At 42.2% G+C, this 18,028-nt stretch carries 18 protein-coding genes; 5 read left to right on the forward strand and 13 right to left on the reverse strand.

Annotated elements, in window-relative coordinates:
* The 7 genes from ACTCNA_RS14155 to ACTCNA_RS14185 form a co-directional block, all read right to left on the reverse strand.
* Positions 1-987, reverse strand: a 987-nt coding sequence (locus ACTCNA_RS14155; protein ID WP_462948598.1) for a C13 family peptidase, incomplete at its 3' end; no start/stop codon positions are given.
* A complete protein-coding gene (locus ACTCNA_RS14160; RefSeq protein WP_462948581.1) occupies positions 948-1,157 on the reverse strand; it encodes a hypothetical protein in 210 nt (69 codons plus the stop codon). The genes ACTCNA_RS14160 and ACTCNA_RS14155, both read right to left, overlap by 40 nt.
* A gap of 12 nt (positions 1,158-1,169) precedes the next feature.
* A complete protein-coding gene (locus ACTCNA_RS14165; RefSeq protein ID WP_462948582.1) occupies positions 1,170-1,583 on the reverse strand; it encodes a hypothetical protein in 414 nt (137 codons plus the stop codon).
* Between the two features lie 462 nt (positions 1,584-2,045).
* The gene (locus ACTCNA_RS14170; RefSeq protein ID WP_462948583.1) at positions 2,046-3,077 is read right to left on the reverse strand and encodes an NAD-dependent epimerase; all 1,032 of its coding nucleotides are present in this window, start codon (positions 3,075-3,077) and stop codon (positions 2,046-2,048) included.
* A 51-nt stretch (positions 3,078-3,128) separates the two neighbouring features.
* The gene (gene cysN / locus ACTCNA_RS14175) at positions 3,129-5,048 is read right to left on the reverse strand and encodes a sulfate adenylyltransferase subunit CysN (RefSeq protein ID WP_462948584.1); all 1,920 of its coding nucleotides are present in this window, start codon (positions 5,046-5,048) and stop codon (positions 3,129-3,131) included.
* Positions 5,049-5,221: 173 nt separating this feature from the next.
* A complete protein-coding gene (gene cysD / locus ACTCNA_RS14180; RefSeq protein WP_462948585.1) occupies positions 5,222-6,130 on the reverse strand; it encodes a sulfate adenylyltransferase subunit CysD in 909 nt (302 codons plus the stop codon).
* Between the two features lie 119 nt (positions 6,131-6,249).
* A complete protein-coding gene (locus ACTCNA_RS14185) occupies positions 6,250-8,055 on the reverse strand; it encodes an SLC13 family permease (protein WP_462948586.1) in 1,806 nt (601 codons plus the stop codon).
* Positions 8,056-8,132: 77 nt separating this feature from the next.
* Here ACTCNA_RS14185 and ACTCNA_RS14190 point away from each other — a divergent pair, with 77 nt between their 5' ends.
* The gene (locus ACTCNA_RS14190; protein WP_462948587.1) at positions 8,133-8,765 is read left to right on the forward strand and encodes a T9SS type A sorting domain-containing protein; all 633 of its coding nucleotides are present in this window, start codon (positions 8,133-8,135) and stop codon (positions 8,763-8,765) included.
* Positions 8,766-8,855: 90 nt separating this feature from the next.
* On the opposite strand, the gene ACTCNA_RS14195 is transcribed toward ACTCNA_RS14190, so the two are convergent.
* Complete coding sequence (locus ACTCNA_RS14195; RefSeq protein WP_462948588.1) at positions 8,856-10,946, reverse strand: PAS domain-containing sensor histidine kinase; 2,091 nt, start codon at positions 10,944-10,946, stop codon at positions 8,856-8,858.
* A 266-nt stretch (positions 10,947-11,212) separates the two neighbouring features.
* On the opposite strand from ACTCNA_RS14195, the gene pruA reads away from it, so the two are divergent.
* The 3 genes from pruA to ACTCNA_RS14210 all read left to right on the forward strand — a co-directional run bounded on the left by pruA (position 11,213) and on the right by ACTCNA_RS14210 (position 13,938).
* Complete coding sequence (gene pruA, locus ACTCNA_RS14200; protein WP_462948589.1) at positions 11,213-12,850, forward strand: L-glutamate gamma-semialdehyde dehydrogenase; 1,638 nt, start codon at positions 11,213-11,215, stop codon at positions 12,848-12,850.
* A 101-nt stretch (positions 12,851-12,951) separates the two neighbouring features.
* Positions 12,952-13,263 carry an FtsB family cell division protein gene (locus tag ACTCNA_RS14205; RefSeq protein WP_462948590.1) on the forward strand — a complete coding sequence of 104 codons (312 nt, stop codon included), beginning with the start codon at positions 12,952-12,954 and terminating at the stop codon, positions 13,261-13,263.
* Positions 13,264-13,347: 84 nt separating this feature from the next.
* Positions 13,348-13,938 carry a YqgE/AlgH family protein gene (locus ACTCNA_RS14210; protein ID WP_462948591.1) on the forward strand — a complete coding sequence of 197 codons (591 nt, stop codon included), beginning with the start codon at positions 13,348-13,350 and terminating at the stop codon, positions 13,936-13,938.
* A 22-nt stretch (positions 13,939-13,960) separates the two neighbouring features.
* Here the strand turns inward: ACTCNA_RS14210 and ACTCNA_RS14215 are convergent, their stop codons facing one another.
* Genes ACTCNA_RS14215 through ACTCNA_RS14230 form a run of 4 tightly spaced genes read right to left on the reverse strand, consistent with a single transcriptional unit; the run spans position 13,961 to position 17,179 of the window.
* Positions 13,961-14,791, reverse strand: a complete 831-nt coding sequence (locus tag ACTCNA_RS14215; protein WP_462948592.1) for an aminotransferase class IV — start codon at positions 14,789-14,791, stop codon at positions 13,961-13,963.
* 2 nt (positions 14,792-14,793) lie between these two features.
* Positions 14,794-15,405, reverse strand: coding sequence for a rhomboid family intramembrane serine protease (locus ACTCNA_RS14220; RefSeq protein ID WP_462948593.1), 612 nt, complete (start codon positions 15,403-15,405; stop codon positions 14,794-14,796).
* Positions 15,406-16,407 carry a DNA polymerase III subunit delta gene (gene holA, locus ACTCNA_RS14225; RefSeq protein ID WP_462948594.1) on the reverse strand — a complete coding sequence of 334 codons (1,002 nt, stop codon included), beginning with the start codon at positions 16,405-16,407 and terminating at the stop codon, positions 15,406-15,408. It lies immediately after the preceding gene.
* A gap of 1 nt (position 16,408) precedes the next feature.
* Entirely contained in the window at positions 16,409-17,179 is a 771-nt protein-coding gene (locus ACTCNA_RS14230; RefSeq protein WP_462948595.1) for an AMP nucleosidase, read from the reverse strand.
* A gap of 114 nt (positions 17,180-17,293) precedes the next feature.
* Here ACTCNA_RS14230 and ACTCNA_RS14235 point away from each other — a divergent pair, with 114 nt between their 5' ends.
* On the forward strand, positions 17,294-17,740 hold the full coding sequence (locus ACTCNA_RS14235) for a type I restriction enzyme HsdR N-terminal domain-containing protein (RefSeq protein ID WP_462948596.1): 447 nt from the start codon (positions 17,294-17,296) through the stop codon (positions 17,738-17,740).
* A 46-nt stretch (positions 17,741-17,786) separates the two neighbouring features.
* Here the strand turns inward: ACTCNA_RS14235 and ACTCNA_RS14240 are convergent.
* A partial coding sequence (locus ACTCNA_RS14240) for a hypothetical protein (RefSeq protein ID WP_462948597.1) occupies positions 17,787-18,028 on the reverse strand: 242 nt, incomplete at its 5' end.

Consider the following 18,028-nt stretch of genomic DNA (forward strand, 5'->3'; position numbering starts at 1 on the left):
ATTTCCGTATCCAACAGCTGAAAAAGTACAAGGATTTGAGCCCTGAGGCGAATCCCGGTAAATATTAGAGCTTTGGTCCCATTCAATGGTATCGCCATCCGCGTTTTCAATAAAAAATTCAGTACCCGAAGTGCAGACATAAGAGGGGCCGGTAATATATATAATTGAACCTTCAACTGCTAATTTTGTTCCAAGGTCAGTAGGAGAAGACGAATATTGGGGTGTCTCAGAACAGGCATCATGTGTTTCTGCATAATCAAATGCCTCTTGCATACTGATAAAACCATCATTATTATCATCAGCATCAACCGCATTTCCATTTGGGTCTTCTCCAGCAACCGCGGCAATCCAATCAAAGACAAATTCATCATATGTATAATATCCCATACCACAAGACGGTTCATCAAAATCGCAAGCAGTGGCAATAACACGATTTAAGCTTGTTAAATCATCAACAAATCCTCCGCTATAGCATTGCCCCATTACGATGCTAATTTCTCCTGCATTAACTTTATTAACCTCTGTTGCAAATTGGTCATCTCTGATTGTTTCGCCCCATAAATAAATTAAAGCATCTTGCCCGCTTTCTTGGTCTCCATGGTCTGTTACGAAAATGAATAAATAATCATCGCTGTCTAATAAACCAGATAAAGTGTTAAATACTGTTGTAATGTTTGATCTTGTTGCTGAGAATTGAATATCATTATCCCCATCACCATCTAAATCCAAAGGAGAGGAATCATAGCCTCCACTAATTCGTCTGTCATTAGCGGTGCTCGTGCCGTCAGACATAATCGTGTAAATATGGTCATCCTCATAATTATATACATCGACAAGTGCAGAATAAATAGCTGAGCAATCATTCCAATATCTTTGCCAATTATTAGCCATATCGAAACCACCGCTAATAATTACAGCATAACAGTTGGCAGGTGTTAATCCTGATTTTAGTAAAAGTGCATCACTCTTTTTAAAAAAGTTACTAATTCTGTCTCAGATTTAACAATCTCAGGATTTTGATATAGAAGATATTCTCCTATTTGTAATTCGCTAATAAATTCATTTATTTTTTTGGTAGCCTCAGAAATTGAGGTTTGTCCAAACGAATTGCCGAGTAAAAACAGCAATAAAGCTGATGACAAAATGATTTTTTTCATGATAATATTGATTTAGTCGTTTTTGGGATTGCAATTATTAATATCTAAGAAAACATAAGAGCATGAATCAGATAAAATCTCTAATTCACCTTTCCACTCTCCATATTGACCACAATCCATTCTGGCAGTATAATTATAAATACCCACTTTGTTTTCCAGTTTAACAGTCATTGTTGAATTTATACAATCTGGATAAGTGCTATCCACATACGGTTCAGATATTGAACCAATAGAATCATTTTCAACATACACATCGACATTGAAGGAGCCACAATTAAGCATTGCTTGTGCATTAGTATAAAATATAACATTACCAATTTTAGAAGAGTCCTTATCATCCTTTTCGCATCCTGCCCCCAACATAATCGTAAAAAAAGGCAACAGGAGCAAAAAAATAGTAAGTAATTTCAATTTTTTTGTTTTCATTATTTCAAGTATTTAGTAGTGAGTAAATAGTACAGAGTACTTTTTGATATTCCAGGTAACCGAAGCTACCAGGCAGGAGAGCAAATCGGGTCGGTTTCTTTGCCTTTGGTTGGCATGTTTCCGGAGGATTTCCACCTTGTGGTTTTCCGGGAAATCTTCGTTTAAATGGTGATTATGGGCCGTGTTTCATCATGCTATTGGTTTTAAAATTGTTGTTTTGTTTGTTAAGATGCTGAAAGTTGGGATTTGGTTGCGTGCCTCCTGGTTTTTTAAATTATTGGTATTGTGTTTCTGTATATATGTTCAGAAAAGAGGCAAAAGGTAACCCTGGAAAATGGATGTTGTGTAACAGAGATTTATAATGACGTATTCGCGGGGGAGTAGTCATAGCCTCACTTTGAGTGAGACTATGACTTTTCAGGGAAGAACCCCTGAATGATTAAGTTATTTTGTGACAAACCCTTACTTCTTGTAATAAGCCGAATACCAATTTACAAATTCGGAAATGCCTTCTTCAATCGTAGTTTTGGGTGCGTAATCAAAATCATTTTCCAGGGCGCGTACATCGGCAAAAGTTTTATATACATCGCCGGGCTGCATGTCGTGGAATTCTTTCAGCGCCTCTTTTCCCCAGGCTTTTTCAATGGTCTCGATAAAGTCCATCAGTTTTACAGGATTTGAATTCCCGATATTATAAATTTTATACGGAACTTTTTTTTCCTTCCCCCTGGAGGAAGTTTGTGGGGGCTTATTTAAAATTTTTGTTATGCCTTTTACAATGTCGTCGATGTAGGTAAAATCGCGGTACAAATCGCCGTGATTGAAAATCTTTATCGGCTTATTTTCGAGTATTGCTTTGGTAAAAAGGAAGTAAGCCATGTCGGGCCGGCCCCACGGACCGTAAACAGTGAAGAAACGTAGTCCGGTGGAAGGCATTCCGTATAAATGGCTGTACGTGTGGGCCATCAGTTCGTTGCTTTTTTTGGTAGCGGCATACAGGCTGACAGGATTATCCACCGGATCATCGGTTGATAGCGGCATTTTTTTATTGTTCCCGTAAACACTGGATGAACTGGCATAAACCAAATGCTTTACTCCGTTGTGGCGGCATCCTTCCAGGATATTCAAAAAACCTACTATATTACTGTTGATGTAAGCATGCGGATTTTCAAGGCTGTACCGTACACCCGCCTGCGCCGCGAGGTTACACACCACATCGAATTTTTCGGTTTCGAAAAGCCGCTCCATTTCGGTGCGGTCTTCCAAATTCATTCTGATGAAAGTATAATTTGGATTTTTTTCGCTTTTAACCGGTTGGTGCCAGTTCTCTGCTTTGCGCGAAATTCCGGCTTCGTTCAGCCGCGAAAATTTCAGTTCCGGATCGTAATAATCGTTTATGTTGTCGATTCCCACAACTTCAGCACCCGTTTTAAGAAGGCTCTGAACAAGGTGAAAGCCGATGAATCCGGCTGAACCGGTAATTAGAGTTTTCATGATGATATCTTTTGGTGGCAGAGACGCACCATCGTGTGTCTCTACATAAATTTAATGCAACGGAAAAACCTTTTTCTCCGCCAGATATTCAATAATTCGTTCCGTGTTTTGCCCGTCCTCTTCCGGGTTCAGTTTGAGCACTGCATTTTCCGGTACTTCAAATTTTTCATCCACACCCGGCATGTGGCGCAGTTCTCCTTCTTCTGCTAACTGATAAAGTTTTGGCTTGTTATTTTTGCAATAATCCATGCTGGCATCCATGTGGACAAGGTGAAACCGTTCTTCACCTATTACCTGAGCGCATTGCCGGCGAATGTTGTCGGAGGGCGAAATAAACGAGCAGATGGCGATAATGCCCTGGTCGTTCAATAATTTGGCAATGTGTGCCACGCGGCGCAGGTGCTCGGCACGGTCGGTTGGCGAGAAGTCGAGTTCACGCGAAAGTCCCGAACGGATGGTACTTCCATCGAGCAAAACAACTGTGGCTCCCAACTGGAACAACCGTTTTTCGAGGCTGAAGGCCAGGAGGTTTTTACCTGACCCATGCAGGCCGGTAATCCAGATGGTTTCGCCTTTCTGGTTGTATCGTTTCTGGTATTCACTGCCTGAGATTAGCCCGATTCCGCTGTCAATTTTTTCTTTTTCGGTATCGGTAATCCGCGAAGGCAGTTCGTCAGAACTCATTTTGTCGATTATCATTCCCACGGCCACCGTGGTGTTGGTAACCGGGTGAATCAGGATAAATGCCCCTGTATTTTTGTTCTTTTTGTACGGATCGAAAAACAATGTTTTGGCCGTGGTAAAAACTGCCCTGCCAATTTCGTTGAGTTCCAGGTATTCCATTTCCGATTTATCGAGGGTGTTCACATCCACTTTGTAGCGCAACATGTCGATGCGGGCGCGTGTGGTATTGGTATTTTGTTTCAGGAAAAACTGGGTGGAAGTGTCCAACGCTTCTTCGTCCATCCAAACCAGCATCGCTTCAAAATGGCGTTCCATGCGGGGCAGGTTGTCAGGGGCAACCAGCATTTCACCGCGCGAAATATCAATTTCATCTTCTAACTCCAACGTTACCGATTGCGGTGGGAATGCTTTTTCGAGATTTCCATCATAGGTAGGGATGGCTTTCACTTTCGATATTTTTCGTGAGGGGAGCGCCATCACTTTGTCGCCGGGGCGGACAATCCCGGATGCTATTCTGCCCGAGAATCCCCGGAAATCGCGGTCGGGGCGCAGCACGTACTGCACCGGGAAACGGAAATCGTCGTAGTTGCGGTCGCTGCTCACGTGAACACTTTCCAGAAATTCGAGCATGCTTTTGCCGTGATACCAGGGCATTTTGTCAGAAATGTCCACCACGTTGTCGCCTTTCAACGCAGAAAGCGGAATGAAGTTGACATCGGGAATATCCAACTTGGTCACAAATTTTTTGTAGTCGGCACAAATATCGTCGAACACTTTTTGGTTGAAATCCACCAAATCCATTTTGTTCACGGCCAGCACAACATGCTGAATACCGAGCAACGAAGCCAAAAACGTGTGGCGCCGGGTTTGGGTAATCACGCCTTTGGTGGCATCGATGAGGATGATGGCCAGGTTGGCCGTGGAACCACCGGTAATCATGTTTCGGGTGTACTGCTCGTGCCCGGGTGTGTCCGCAATAATGAATTTCCGTTTTGCCGTGGAGAAATAGCGGTAGGCCACGTCGATGGTTATTCCCTGCTCCCGTTCTGCTTTCAGTCCGTCGAGCAGCAGGGCGTAGTCGATGTCTTCGCCGGCATGCCCCATGCGTTTACTGTCGTGTTCCAGTGCCGAAAGCTGGTCTTCGTACAACATTTTACTGTCGAACATCAGGCGGCCGATGAGGGTTGATTTGCCGTCGTCAACGGAGCCGGCGGTTAAAAGACGCAGCAGGTCTTTCTTTTGGTCCTGGTCGAGAAACTGTTTTATGTCTAAGTTGATGTTTTGCATAATATTCTAAGTGCTATGTTTTTTAAGTTTGCCGCGGTCGTTCCTCCCTCGCAAAGTCGTGCCAAGAATTTTGTTTTGTGCAGGGATGTCCGTGCACTATATATTATTCGGTGTAAGATTCCACGAGGCGACGAAGGAGCCGCGGTGGTCTCATGCCCCTTGCACCATTTTCCCTAAAAATACCCCTCTCTTTTCTTTTGCTCCATACTGGCATCCTGGTCAAAATCGATAACGCGGGTGGTGCGTTCCGATTTGGTGACGGTCATCATCTCTTCCACAATTTTTTCAATGGTATCGGCTTCTGATTCCACGGCACCGGTGAGCGGATAGCAGCCGAGGGTGCGGAAGCGTACTTTTCGCATTTGGGCTTTTTCGGCCAGTTCTTTTGGCATGCGGTCGTCGTCCACCATAATCAGGTTGCCGTCCATGTCAACAATGGGCCTCTCTTTGGCAAAATAGAGCGGAACAATGGGGATTTCTTCCAAACGGATATATTGCCAAATGTCGAGTTCAGTCCAGTTACTCAGCGGGAAAACCCGGATGGATTCGCCTTTATGCACGCGGGCATTGTAGATGTTCCAGAGTTCCGGACGCTGGTTTTTCGGATCCCACTGGTGGAAACGGTCGCGGAAGGAGAATATGCGCTCTTTGGCACGCGATTTTTCCTCGTCGCGGCGGGCGCCACCAAAGGCAGCGTCAAATTTGTATTTCGATAACCCTTCGAGCAGAGCCTGTGTTTTCATCACATCGGTGTGCACTTTGCTGCCGTGGGTAAACGGCCCTATTCCTTTTTCGTAGCCTTCTTTATTGTAATGCACAATCAGGTTCCAACCTTTTTCTTTGGCGTACCTGTCGCGGAATTCCACCATTTCGCGAAATTTCCATTTGGAGTCGATGTGCATCAGCGGGAACGGTACTTTCCCCGGGTAAAAAGCTTTCTCGGCCAGGCGCACCATTACCGAAGAGTCTTTCCCAATGGAGTAGAGCATTACCGGGTTTTCGAATTCCGCTGCTACCTCGCGGATAATATGGATGGACTCGGCTTCGAGCTCGCGCAGGTTCGTTAAATTGTATTCCTTCATGAAACTGGTAAAATGTAATTTGTTTTCAACTATTTTATTGAGCAAGCAAAGATAAAACTTTTATTCCAACCCGTATTTTTGGGTAGTGGTGTTCCTTAATTTATTGCAAAGTTTAATTTTCAAAAGTTCCAGAAAAAGGGAATTAACAGCAACGAAAGAACGAAAGCAAGTAAATTAAGCGGAATACCAATTTTCAGGTAATCGGTAAATTTATAATTGCCAATTGCCTGCACAATGAGGTTGGTTTGGTAGCCAATTGGCGTTGAGAAGCTTGCAGATGCTGCTATTGCGATGGCCACAAAAAATGGTTTGGGATCCACATTGAGTTGCTGTGCAGCTGCAAGGGCAATTGGAAAAACCAGTGCTGCCGCTGCATTATTGGTAACTATTTCGGTAAAAATAGTTGTAAGGATATAAACTGCTGCCAATACTCCCATGGGGCCAAACCCACGGGCGAAATTTACAGTGCTTCGGGCCAGTGCTTCGGCAGCTCCTGAATTTTGCATCGATTTGCTAATGGCAAAAGCGCAGGCAATGGTAATCAATACGTCCCAGCTGATGGCTTTGGTGTATTTTTGGTGAGGCATAATTTTCAGCCAGACTAAAAGTACAGCTGCCAGCACCGAAAAGAAAAACATATCGAAAGTGAGGCCTGCCGGTGAATGAAAATGGCGGCCCACTGTTGCGCCAATTATCATCAAAATAAGGATAATGAACGCCAGCCATTTTTTCCAGAAACTTCCGGTTGTGCGGTAATCGCGAATGTAGGAGGTGAGGTAAAATATTTTCGACTCACCCCAGTTCTGAATAAATTTTTCGGTTGTCAGCAAAACCAGGTTGTCGCCCGATTTGAGTTTCAGCTTATCGAGATTTGAAGTAATACGTTCTCCGTTTCGGTGTATGGCCAGCACCACTGCCTGGTAGTGCTCGTAGAAGTTGAATTCGGAAATGGTTTTTCCCACTCCCGGAAAGCGCGGAGAAATTACCGCTTCGTATTGTTTGAGTTTGTTTCTCGGAACATTTTTTATCAGGTCAATTCCTGTGAGTTTTAGGTTGTCGCTGGCCAGTATAAAATTGAGCCGGTCTGATTTTCCGGCCACCAGCATTTTATCGTTGGGCCTGATTTTAAATGTTCCCTTTTTTGTTTCTATGGTATTTCCATCGCGGTTTATGCAAATTACCACCATTTTTTTGAGTTCTTTCATCCGGCCATTTTTAATCTCAAGGCCAATAAAATTGCTGTTTTCAGGAATGGTGATATCGTAATAGTAATCTTTTAAATCGATGGAACTTTTGGAATTAAAAAGAATTTTTTTCCCGGGAAGTAATTTGTTTCCGGCTATGGCCATGTAAATTGTGCCGATAACTGCGATAAAAAGTCCCACTTTACCCAGTTCGAACATGCCAAAACCCTCGTACCCGTTTTCTAAAATTAAACCATGTACAACCAGGTTGGTCGAGGTCCCAATCAATGTGCACATTCCGCCAAGTATTGTGGCATATGAAAGTGGTATCAGGAACTTTTTATAGGAAAGGTTCAGTTTTTCTGACCACTTTTTAATAATTGGGGCAAAAATTATTACCACCGGTGTATTGTTAAGGAAAGCTGACAAAACCGAAACCGGCAGCATAATTCGGGGCAGCAGAAAAACCATTTTTCCTCTTTTGCGCGGCAGGTAGGTTTGTGCCAGCCGGTTGAGCATTCCCGATTGCCTGATGCCTTCACTTACAAGGAAGAGCACTCCAACAGTAATCATCCCTTTGTTGGAAAATCCGGCAATCATTTCCTCGTTGGTAATAATGCCGGTGGCCATTAAAATAACCGAAGCCGAGAAGAATACCAGCCCCGGGCGCATAACCTCTTTTGCCAGCGCTACAATGATTAAAAGAATCACTGCCACCACGATATATCCTTCGAGGGGCATCAAAACAGTAATGGATTTTTAAGGCTATTCATTCGCCAGTTTGCTGCTGTTAGTTCGTTTCAAAACTAAAGATAAAATTGAATTCTTTCAAAAATATTAGTTCTTTTATTAAAGTGGAGTTTGACCCTGATGGCGGCAGTTCGTTTTCAGGGCTCAGCACAACTCAGTTGTTGGCTGTTTCTTATGCTTTTTGTACACAAACTGTTGAAAATGAAGAGGTAAAAGATACGAATACTGATCCCGCCAACGAAATCCAAACGCTTTCAGTCAGCGGAAATGATTTAACTATTTCAGACGGAAATTCGGTTATATTGCCCGGGGGTGAAACAAAATCTGCTGCAGAATATGAAGTGAGCTGGACTATTGGTGAGACGATTATTGAAACCAGTTCGTCCGGCAGTCATTCTCTCACCCAGGGATTTCATCAGCCAAAACTTACAGTTACTTCCGCCGAAATTTTTGCCGACGATTTGAATATTGAAGTGTATCCCAATCCTACATGGGAGTTTGTTACGATTTATTCCGAACGATTTTTGCAAAACGCGGAATATGCATTGTTCAGTTTATCGGGCAAGAAGCTTATGGAAGGCAAAATCATGAACAAGACCACAAAACTCAGTATTGAAAACCGGGCAAGCGGCTCTTATCTTCTGAAATTAACCGGAGAAAACAGCCGTCCGCTGCAAACTTTTAAAATTGTGAAGAGGTGAAAACTGATATTGGCAGATGAGTTTTTTTTGATGGAATAGAATTGATTACAAATCCGGGGTTCATATCCCTGATTTTTTATCTGATTAATTTCAACTTACAATCTTCAAATACCCTTCGCCTTCTTTAAAAGGCAGTAAAAAACTGAATGAAGTGCCTTTGCCCGGTGTTGTTTCCAACTGAAGTTCCCCGTCTAAGAGCAGCACGTAATGTTGTGCGATGGGCAACCCAAGTCCTGAACCGGAGGTGATGTCGTTGATTTCGTTTTTTACCCGGTAGAAGCGGCTGAAAATATTTTCTTTTTCTTCTTCGGGAATGCCAATGCCGGTATCGGAAACAATAAATTTGACCTGCTCGTTGCGCAGCATTTCGTAACCAATGTAAATTTCGCCTTTTTGGGTGTACTTTATGGCATTGTCAACCAGGATTAGCAGCACTTCGCTCAGCAGGCGCGAATCGGTTATAAAGCCAAAAGCAGGATTGGGAACATCGATATCGAGGTTGAGTTTTACCTGTCGTGAATCAGGGATAAGTGGTTTAAAGCGATTGTATATATCGCGCATCAGGGTATTTACTTTGCAGAATGAAGGTTGTACCTTAACTGCATCCGTTTCAATTTTCGACAGGTGAATGGTGTTGTCAATCATGTTGAGCAGCTGCGTGCCGTTTTGCGAAATGGCATCGGCCAGTTCGGTGCGTTCTGTATTTTCCAGCTCGGTGTCGGCCAGCATTCGTGTAAAATTGGTGATAATGTTCAACGGGGTCCGAATTTCATGCGACAGGTTGGCAAGGAATGCCGATTTTAACCGGTCGGATTCCTCTGCTTTTTTCTTTGCTTTTTCAAGGCTGAATTCGGCATTTTTCCGGCGGGTAATGTCGCGTGCTACCGAAATTACCGAGCGGGCATTCAGTTTGGCCAGCCGCATTTCAAAAAGATAAGTACCATTGGGGGTGTTCAACGAATACTCAATAGTTTCGAGCGAGTTGTTTTTTAGCGTGGTTTGAATGCAGCCGTATATTTTTTCGGCCATGTTTTTCGGGAACCCCACATCGTAAATGGTGCTGCCCACAATATTTACGTCTTCAATTTTAAACAAGTCACTCTCTTTTATTACAAAATCTTCGTAAGTACCATCTTTCCCAATAACAAAAAACATATCGGGGATAGCTTCCAGCAGTACTTTGTATCTTTTCCGGCTGCTTTCCAGCTCGGCAATTTTTTTCTTCGCTTTGGTAATATCTTCAAAAAGAATATAAAACTTGTTGTATTCCGGTTTTAACACGTGGATTTTATACCAGCTTTCCAGTTTTTTGGAATGAAATTCATGCGTTTTGTGGTTTTCAAAAAGCAGGGTCTTATTCAGGTCGAAATGGTCGTCATGAAAGATGAGGTCGAAAATATAGCTGGCTTCCTGGTCTTTTACTTCATGAAGATTAATTTTAAAAGTGGATTCAAAAGCAATATTTACCCTTTCAATCCGGAACCTTTCAATATTTCCCTGTTCATCTCTTTCGGCCTTAATTTGTGCCACGGAAAGGCCGGTGTTCTGAATAACTTTTGAAATTCCCTGGGTAGTTGTCGCCAGCCTTGCGTTGAGCCCCGAAACAGTTTTTTTGTATTTGGCGCGTAATGTAAACACTCCGGCATTTATTAGTATAAACATCAGCATCGGATGAGGCACCAGTAATCCCGGGGTAAAGAACGAATCAAAAAACAGGTTTGCTTTATGTAAATGAAAGCCAATAGCAAAAAGCGAAATTATCCAGTACAGAATTAATTTGGAGTCGGAATCTGAGAAGTAAAATAGAAAAAATGCACCGGCCAGCAGCCATGCAACCGAGAGGTAAACGGTTTCGTTTAATGGGGCATGGTTGTAAAAATCGGAAATGAAATAGGCATAAACAAAAACCGGAACGGTAAATAATGTGTTGAGCGTGCAGTTCAACCTGTTGTTAAGCAAACACGTTAAGGCCAGAAATGCCAAAAGGACCAGCCCGATATCGCACAGATGACAGGGGTTGGTATCCAGCCTGAAAAAATTAAATGCCAGGTTTCCAAGCGTGGCAACCTGAATCAACGCCAGCGTTACCAGCAGTTCAAAAAACCGTTTCTTTTCCTGCGGTGGATTATTTGTCCACAGTTTTTCTGTAATGATATGGTATAAAGGTTTGTTCAATGCCATAAAAATAAAGATAATGGCCAAAAATCAGCGAACTTTTTTTATTAAATTCAACTGGATTGTAACCTCTTCGGTTTGAATTTCAAAATATGACTTTTGCTTTGTTTTAATCTATCCGTTAATAATACCCTAATTATAAATAATTTATTTGACAGTAAAAATTAAAGTCCCTGATTTTTGTTATGATTTTGAAAATCTCGATTCTTTAATTTTGTATAAAAATAAAAAACATAAAAATAAAAAACATAATAATAAAAAATACAAATACTATGTCAAAAGGATTTTTTAATGTACCCGAAGCAAAAAACGAACCGGTAAAGAGCTATGCTCCCGGGAGCCCGGAGAGGGCAGAAGTAAAACAAATGCTCCAGGAATTGCGTTCGCAGGAGATTGAATTGCCCATGGTTATTGGAGGCAAAGATGTTTATACCGATCGCAAAGTGCGCATGGTGCCACCTCACGACTTAAAACATACCCTGGGGCACTACAACCAGGGCGATTCAAGCCATGTGGAAATGGCAATTGATGCTGCACTCGAAGCCCGCGAAGAATGGGCAAACATGTCGTGGCAGCACCGTGCTTCCATTTTTCTGAAAGCGGCCGATTTAATTTCGGGGCCGTACCGCGCACGAATTAACGCAGCCACAATGCTGGGGCAATCAAAAAATGTGTACCAGGCCGAAATTGAAGCTGCCTGCGAACTGTCAGATTTTTTACGTTTTGGTGTAAAAGCCATGACTGACATATACAAAATGCAGCCCAGCTCGGTTCGTGGTGTTTGGAACTACAACGAGTTCCGCCCGCTCGAAGGATTTATTTTCGCCTTAACTCCTTTCAACTTTACAGCTATTGCCGGTAACCTGCCTGCTGCACCCGCCATGATGGGCAACGTGGTGGTTTGGAAACCTTCAAAAACTGCGGTTTACCCTGCCGGTGTGGTGATGGAAGTATTTCGCGAAGCCGGGGTTCCCGATGGTGTAATTAACCTGGTTTATGCTTCAGGACCGATAGTTGCCGATGTGGTGCTGACGCATTCCGATTTTGCCGGAATTCACTTTACCGGCTCAACTGAAGTTTTCCAGGGAATTTGGAAAACAATTGGCGACAATATTTACAAGTATAAAACGTACCCGCGCATTGTTGGTGAAACCGGTGGTAAAGATTACATTTTTGCCGATAACACGGTGAAAACACCTGAGCTGGTAACTGCCATGATCCGCGGAGCTTATGAATACCAGGGGCAAAAATGCTCGGCAGCATCGCGAGTTTATATTCCAAAAAGCATTTGGCCCGATGTGAAAAAGAAACTGGGTGAAGACCTTAAAACAGTGAAAATAGGGCCGGCAGAAGATTTTACCAACTTTGTGAATGCCGTTATCGACGAGGCTTCGTTTGATAAGCTGAAAGGCTACATCGACAGGGCCCGCGACGATAAAGATGCGGAAGTTCTGTTTGGCGGAAAGTGTGATAAGTCGAAAGGTTATTTCATAGAGCCTACGGTTATCCAGGCTAAAAAACCTGATTATGTGACCATGCGGGAAGAACTCTTCGGACCGGTTTTAACCATTTATGTGTACGAAGATGACAAAATGGACGAGACACTCGATATTCTCGACAAAACTTCAATGTATGGATTAACAGGTGCCATTTTTTCACAAAATCGTTACAACATCGAGAAAATGACAAAACGGCTGACCAACACGGCAGGTAATTTTTATATTAACGATAAGCCTACCGGTGCAATAGTTGGCCAGCAACCGTTTGGCGGAGCACGTGGTTCGGGTACCAACGATAAAGCAGGTACGTTGTTTAATTTACTGCGCTGGACTTCAATCCGCAGCATTAAGGAAAACCTTGTGCCACCAACAAATTACATGTATCCGAACTTCCTGCCGGACGAAGATTAAAAATTTAAACTATAATTTGTTCATAAAAAAGGGATTGAATTTTTTCATTCCCTTTTTTTTAACCCATTAATGTGTTATTTTTGAACCAAATAAAAATGGGCATGGACAATAACAAAACGGGAAAAAAGAAATGGCTGCGGGTGTTGGGCAATAAGTATTTCATTGCCACGGTGTTGTTTCTGGCATGGTTTCTTTTTTTTGACGAAAACAGTTTTGTGGCCAACCTGGAAAACAAGCAACGCCTGAACGAACTCGTTCAGCAAAAAGAGTATTATAACGAAAAAATTGCCTCCGATAAACAAAAGCTGGAAGAGCTGAATGCCGGCCAAAAAGAATTGGAGAAATTTGCCCGCGAACAATATTTCATGTCGAAACCCGACGAGGATGTTTTCATTGTAATTGAGGAAGAATAATTCACCGGAAAAAATCGCACAATTTTTGTAATGCTTTCAACAACTGTTTGACAGAAAGTTGTTTTTTATTATATTGCCATTAGTATGAATGACAATTTAGACATATTCAGAATTAAAACAAACGATGTTGCACCCAGGAAAGGGCGCATTTTAATTGCAGAGCCGTTTTTGCCGGGTAGTTATTTTAACCGCTCGGTAATTTTCCTTGTGGCTTACAGTAGTAAGGGCGCAGTTGGTTTTATATTGAACAAAAAAGTAGATGTTGCCATTCATGACATTTTGCCCGGGTTCCCCCAATTTGATGTGGATGTGTACATGGGCGGACCGGTGGCTACCGACTCCATTTATTTTATTCATAAATTAGGAGAAAAATTACCAGGAAGTATTCATGTTTTGGGCGATTTGTATTGGGGAGGCGATTTTGAAGTGTTGAAACAACTGGTAAAAAACGGTTCGCTAAACCCTGCTGATATCCGCTTTTTTGTGGGATATTCCGGTTGGGATTCCGGTCAGTTGGAACAGGAAATAAAAGAAGATTCGTGGCTGGTAAACGATGTGGATGAAAAAATGGTGATGAGCAATCTGGACCAGGCATCGTGGGGCGAATTTGTGAAAAAAGTGGGGCAACGCTACACAATATGGGAAAATTTTCCCGAAAACCCGGCCATGAATTAATTGCAGAAACAATCGTATAAAATTAATTCAACGCTTTCTTTTTTAGATTTTCACTCAGATTTTTGTGAATTCGTTCCGAAATGAAATGCAGGAAGCGTTTGTTTTCAACACCTAAAACCCACTGTACACCCGTCAGTTCAGAAGCAATGAAAATTTCATCCATCTTTTTCAAATCGGTTTTTTTTACAACCGAGGTTTCATTTGTTTTTAATCCAATTTTACGTGCCGAATCGAGAATCATTGGGCGGAGAGTATCGTTGTAGCAACCTGAATTTAACGGAGGTGTGATTATTTCATTTTTTTGAATGAGGAAAATATTCGCACCTGCACACTCACACACTTCATTTTTTTCGTTCATAAAAACCGAATTATGAAAATGGGTGTTTCGGAGCTCGGAAATTGTTGTTTCCCAAAGTGGTTTGCTGAAAAAGGCAAAAGGATTAAAGTTGTTTCCGGAAACCTTTTTTTGGTTTGAAAAAGTTAGCAGGATACCTTCTTCTGAAAAAGGGAATTCAAACTCGGTAAAAGGCTGGCTGGTAACAACGAAACCGGTTTTGTTTTTTGTTTGAAACAGATGAAAAGTAACGTGTCCGGAGCGGTAAAATTTGTTTTTGTTCAGCATGCGTTTGGTTATCCTGAAAAGTTCCCTCCGGTTTTCAAATTCCAGGGGTAAGTTCATTTTCATTGCTGCAGCCTGCTGTGCCAGCAACTCAATGTTTTCTGAAAAAAGCGGGATTCCGCCATATCCAAACCATATTTTTTGTGAAAGAATGTACGGCTCGTCAATAATGAATTCCGAGAGGTTGGTTTCTTTTGTTTTTACAATTTTCCCGTTAACAATTAAAAAATCCATTTTTACAGAAAAGAGAACAGTTGATCGATAAAATCAGAAAATAAAGAAGGTTTCAGCAGTAAAGGAAAAATGAACCCGAAAACAGCACCCAAAAAGTGGGCATCGTGTGCCACGTTGTCAGCTTGTTTTTTACCCATCTGGTACGAATAAATGAGGTAACCCACAGCAAAAAGAATTCCCGGGATTGGAATAATTGCAAACAGGTAAATCATTCGGAGCGGTTCAAGAAAAATAAAAGCAAAAAGCACTGCCGAAACTGCGCCCGATGCCCCCACCGCGTTGTAGTAATAATCGTTTTTATGTTTTATCAGGCTCCAGATGTTGGAGGCCAGTATTCCCCCCAGATAAAGAATTAAAAAATACAAAACAGCCCGGTTGCCAAAGTGGTATTCAAAATAGTTTTCTACACTACGCCCGAAAAAATACAAAACGAACATGTTCACAAACAAATGCGTCCAGCTCACATGAATAAAGGCATGTGAAACCAGCCGGTAATATTGTTTTTGGTGCGAAACCCTTGCAGCATTGAACTGCAGTTTTTCCATCAGCGAATTATTCTGAAAGGCCATAAACGACACCACCGCCGTTATTCCAATTATGAGTAATGTTATCATTTAGTGCAGTATTTTATAAATCATTTCTTTTTGCAACTCGGAGGTATCGGTTAAGCCCGAAACGCCCATTCCTTTACTTTTCATATCGTATTCGCGCAAAATACCAATTATTTCGTACAGTTTGGCAGGGTTATATTTTTTTGATGCGGCAATAATTTTCCGGATGTAAAACGGATGGCCTCCCAACTGGGCAACGGCATTTCTTTCCGATTTATCTTTTAGAAAATGGTACGCAAATATTTTTGAAAAGTAGGAAAACAGGGTGGAAGTGGTTTTCTGAATTGGGTGTTGCTGGGGGTTGGCACCAAAATAGTGAATAATCTGGTTGGCTTTAAAAACGTTTCTGCTCCCGAGGGCATCCTGCAACTCAAAAAGGTTGAAATCTTTGCTCAACCCAATGTTTTTTTCGATGTGGGCGGGGGTGATGTGATTGGTATCTTTTACGGCAATTATAAGCTTGTTGAGTTCGTTGGCCACTTTGCTCAAATCGGTTCCGAGATATGCCGTTAAAATTTGTGCTGCCTGCGGTTCAATTGTAAAGTCGTGTTTTTTCAGGTACTTGTCAATCCACGCGGGTACCTGGTTCTCGTAGATTTTTTTGGTGGTGAGAATTACTCCGTTCTTTTTTATCGCTTTCACCAGTTTGGTTCGCGCATCGAGCGTTTTGTATTTGTAGTTTAATACCAGAATTGTTGAAGCCATGGGTTTTTCGGCATAATTCCCCAGGGCTTCAATTTTTTTCATGCTTTGGGCTTCTTTAACAATAATCACTTGTCTGTCGGCCATCATGGGAAAACGGAGGGCACTTTCGGCAATGTTTTGTGGTTCGGAATCTTTCCCGTAAAAAATGCTTTGGTTAAATCCTTTTTCGGCATCGGTTAACACATTTTTTTCAATGTAATTCGAAACCTGATCGATAAAATAAGGTTCTTCGCCCTGTAGCAGGTAAATGGGATGATAAATTTTCTTTTTCAGGTTCTCTAAAATGGTTTCAAAATCCATATTAAAATCTTAAATGTTTCACAGATAGGCCGTTGTTTTTTATTTCGAGCAGTGCATCGATTCCAGCCTGAATATGCATATCGATATATTCGAGGGTTACCAGTTTGTCGCTTTGGCTTGTTTTAACCCCTGCCGAAATCATGGGCTGATCGGAAACCAGCAAGAGTGCACCTGTGGGAATTTTATTGGCGAACCCCACGGTGAAAAGCGTGGCTGTTTCCATGTCAATGGCCATTGCCCGGGTTTTTGTCAGGTGCTTTTTAAATTTTTCATCATATTCCCAAACCCTGCGGTTCATAGTATAAACTACTCCTGTCCAGTAGTCAATTCCCGATTCGCGCAAAATATGCGAAACGGCACGCTGAATATTAAAGGCAGGCAGTGCCGGCACCTCGGGCGGAAGGTAATCAGCCGAAGTCCCTTCGTTGCGAATGGCAGCAATGGGCAGAATGAGGTCGCCCAGTTTGTTTTTCTTTTTCAAACCGCCGCATTTCCCCAGAAATAAAACTCCCCTGGGGTTTATGGCCCCCAGTAAATCCATAACCGTTGCAGCATTGGGACTACCCATGCCAAAGTTGATGATGCTGATTCCTTCGGCAGTGGCATTGGGCATATTTTTGTCACTGCCAACAACCGGTACCTCGAAACGCAGCGCAAATTTCTCCACGTAATTCATAAAGTTGGTAAGCAAAATAAACTCCCCAAAATCATCCAGGTTTTTCCCCGTGTAGCGCGGCAACCAGTTTTCAACAATTTCTTTTTTCGTTTTCATTAATTAAAATTACAGAAGAATGGTTTAATTTGTTCAAAAAACAACAGGCTTTCGCAAAAGTACATTTTTACATTTGGCCAAACAATAATTGGATGCAAGTAATAATTTTTTGAAATGCAAAAACTGAATTTACCCGAAAACAATTTCAGGTTTAAAACAGAAGCAGGTAAGAAATTTATATTTGATGAGGTGCGGAAAAAGGTTGTTTCGCTAACGTCCGAGGAGTGGGTGCGTCAGAATTTTATTCAGTATCTTATCCGGCAGAAAAAATATCCTCAATCGCTGATGGCTGTTGAAAAACAAATAACCATGAACCGGAAACTGTTCAGGTTCGATTTGTTGATTTACCGCCGATCGGGGCAGCCGTTTTTGGTGGCCGAATTTAAAGCACCGGGCGTAAAAATAAACCAGGAGACCTTTGATCAGGTTGTGCGTTACAATATGGCTTTAAAAGTTGAGTTGGTGGTTGTTTCCAACGGCTTGCAGCATTTTGTTTGTGCCATCGATTATGAAAATGGCAGCTATTCGTTTTTAAAGGAGGTGCCTGAATTCAGTAAATAAAACAAGGGGTTGCAACCCCTTGTTTTATTTAGCACTGTGGTTTGTTTTATTTTTTTGAATCCCCGTTGCATGCAAATTGTTTGAGCATATCGCGCACTTCCAAGAAGTTTTCTACTTTAAAACCTGCTACCGTTTTGGCCAGTCCCACTTTTATGGTTATGGCATCGTCGGGTAGTTCAGAGAAGAGGAATTCATCAGTCCAATCGTCGCCAATGGCAACAATTTTATCGGCGGGTTGGGTATCGAGCACTTTTTGGGCAGCCCGTCCTTTATTGATTCCCCGGTTTT

It is taken from the genome of Tangfeifania sp. (assembly GCF_055108615.1).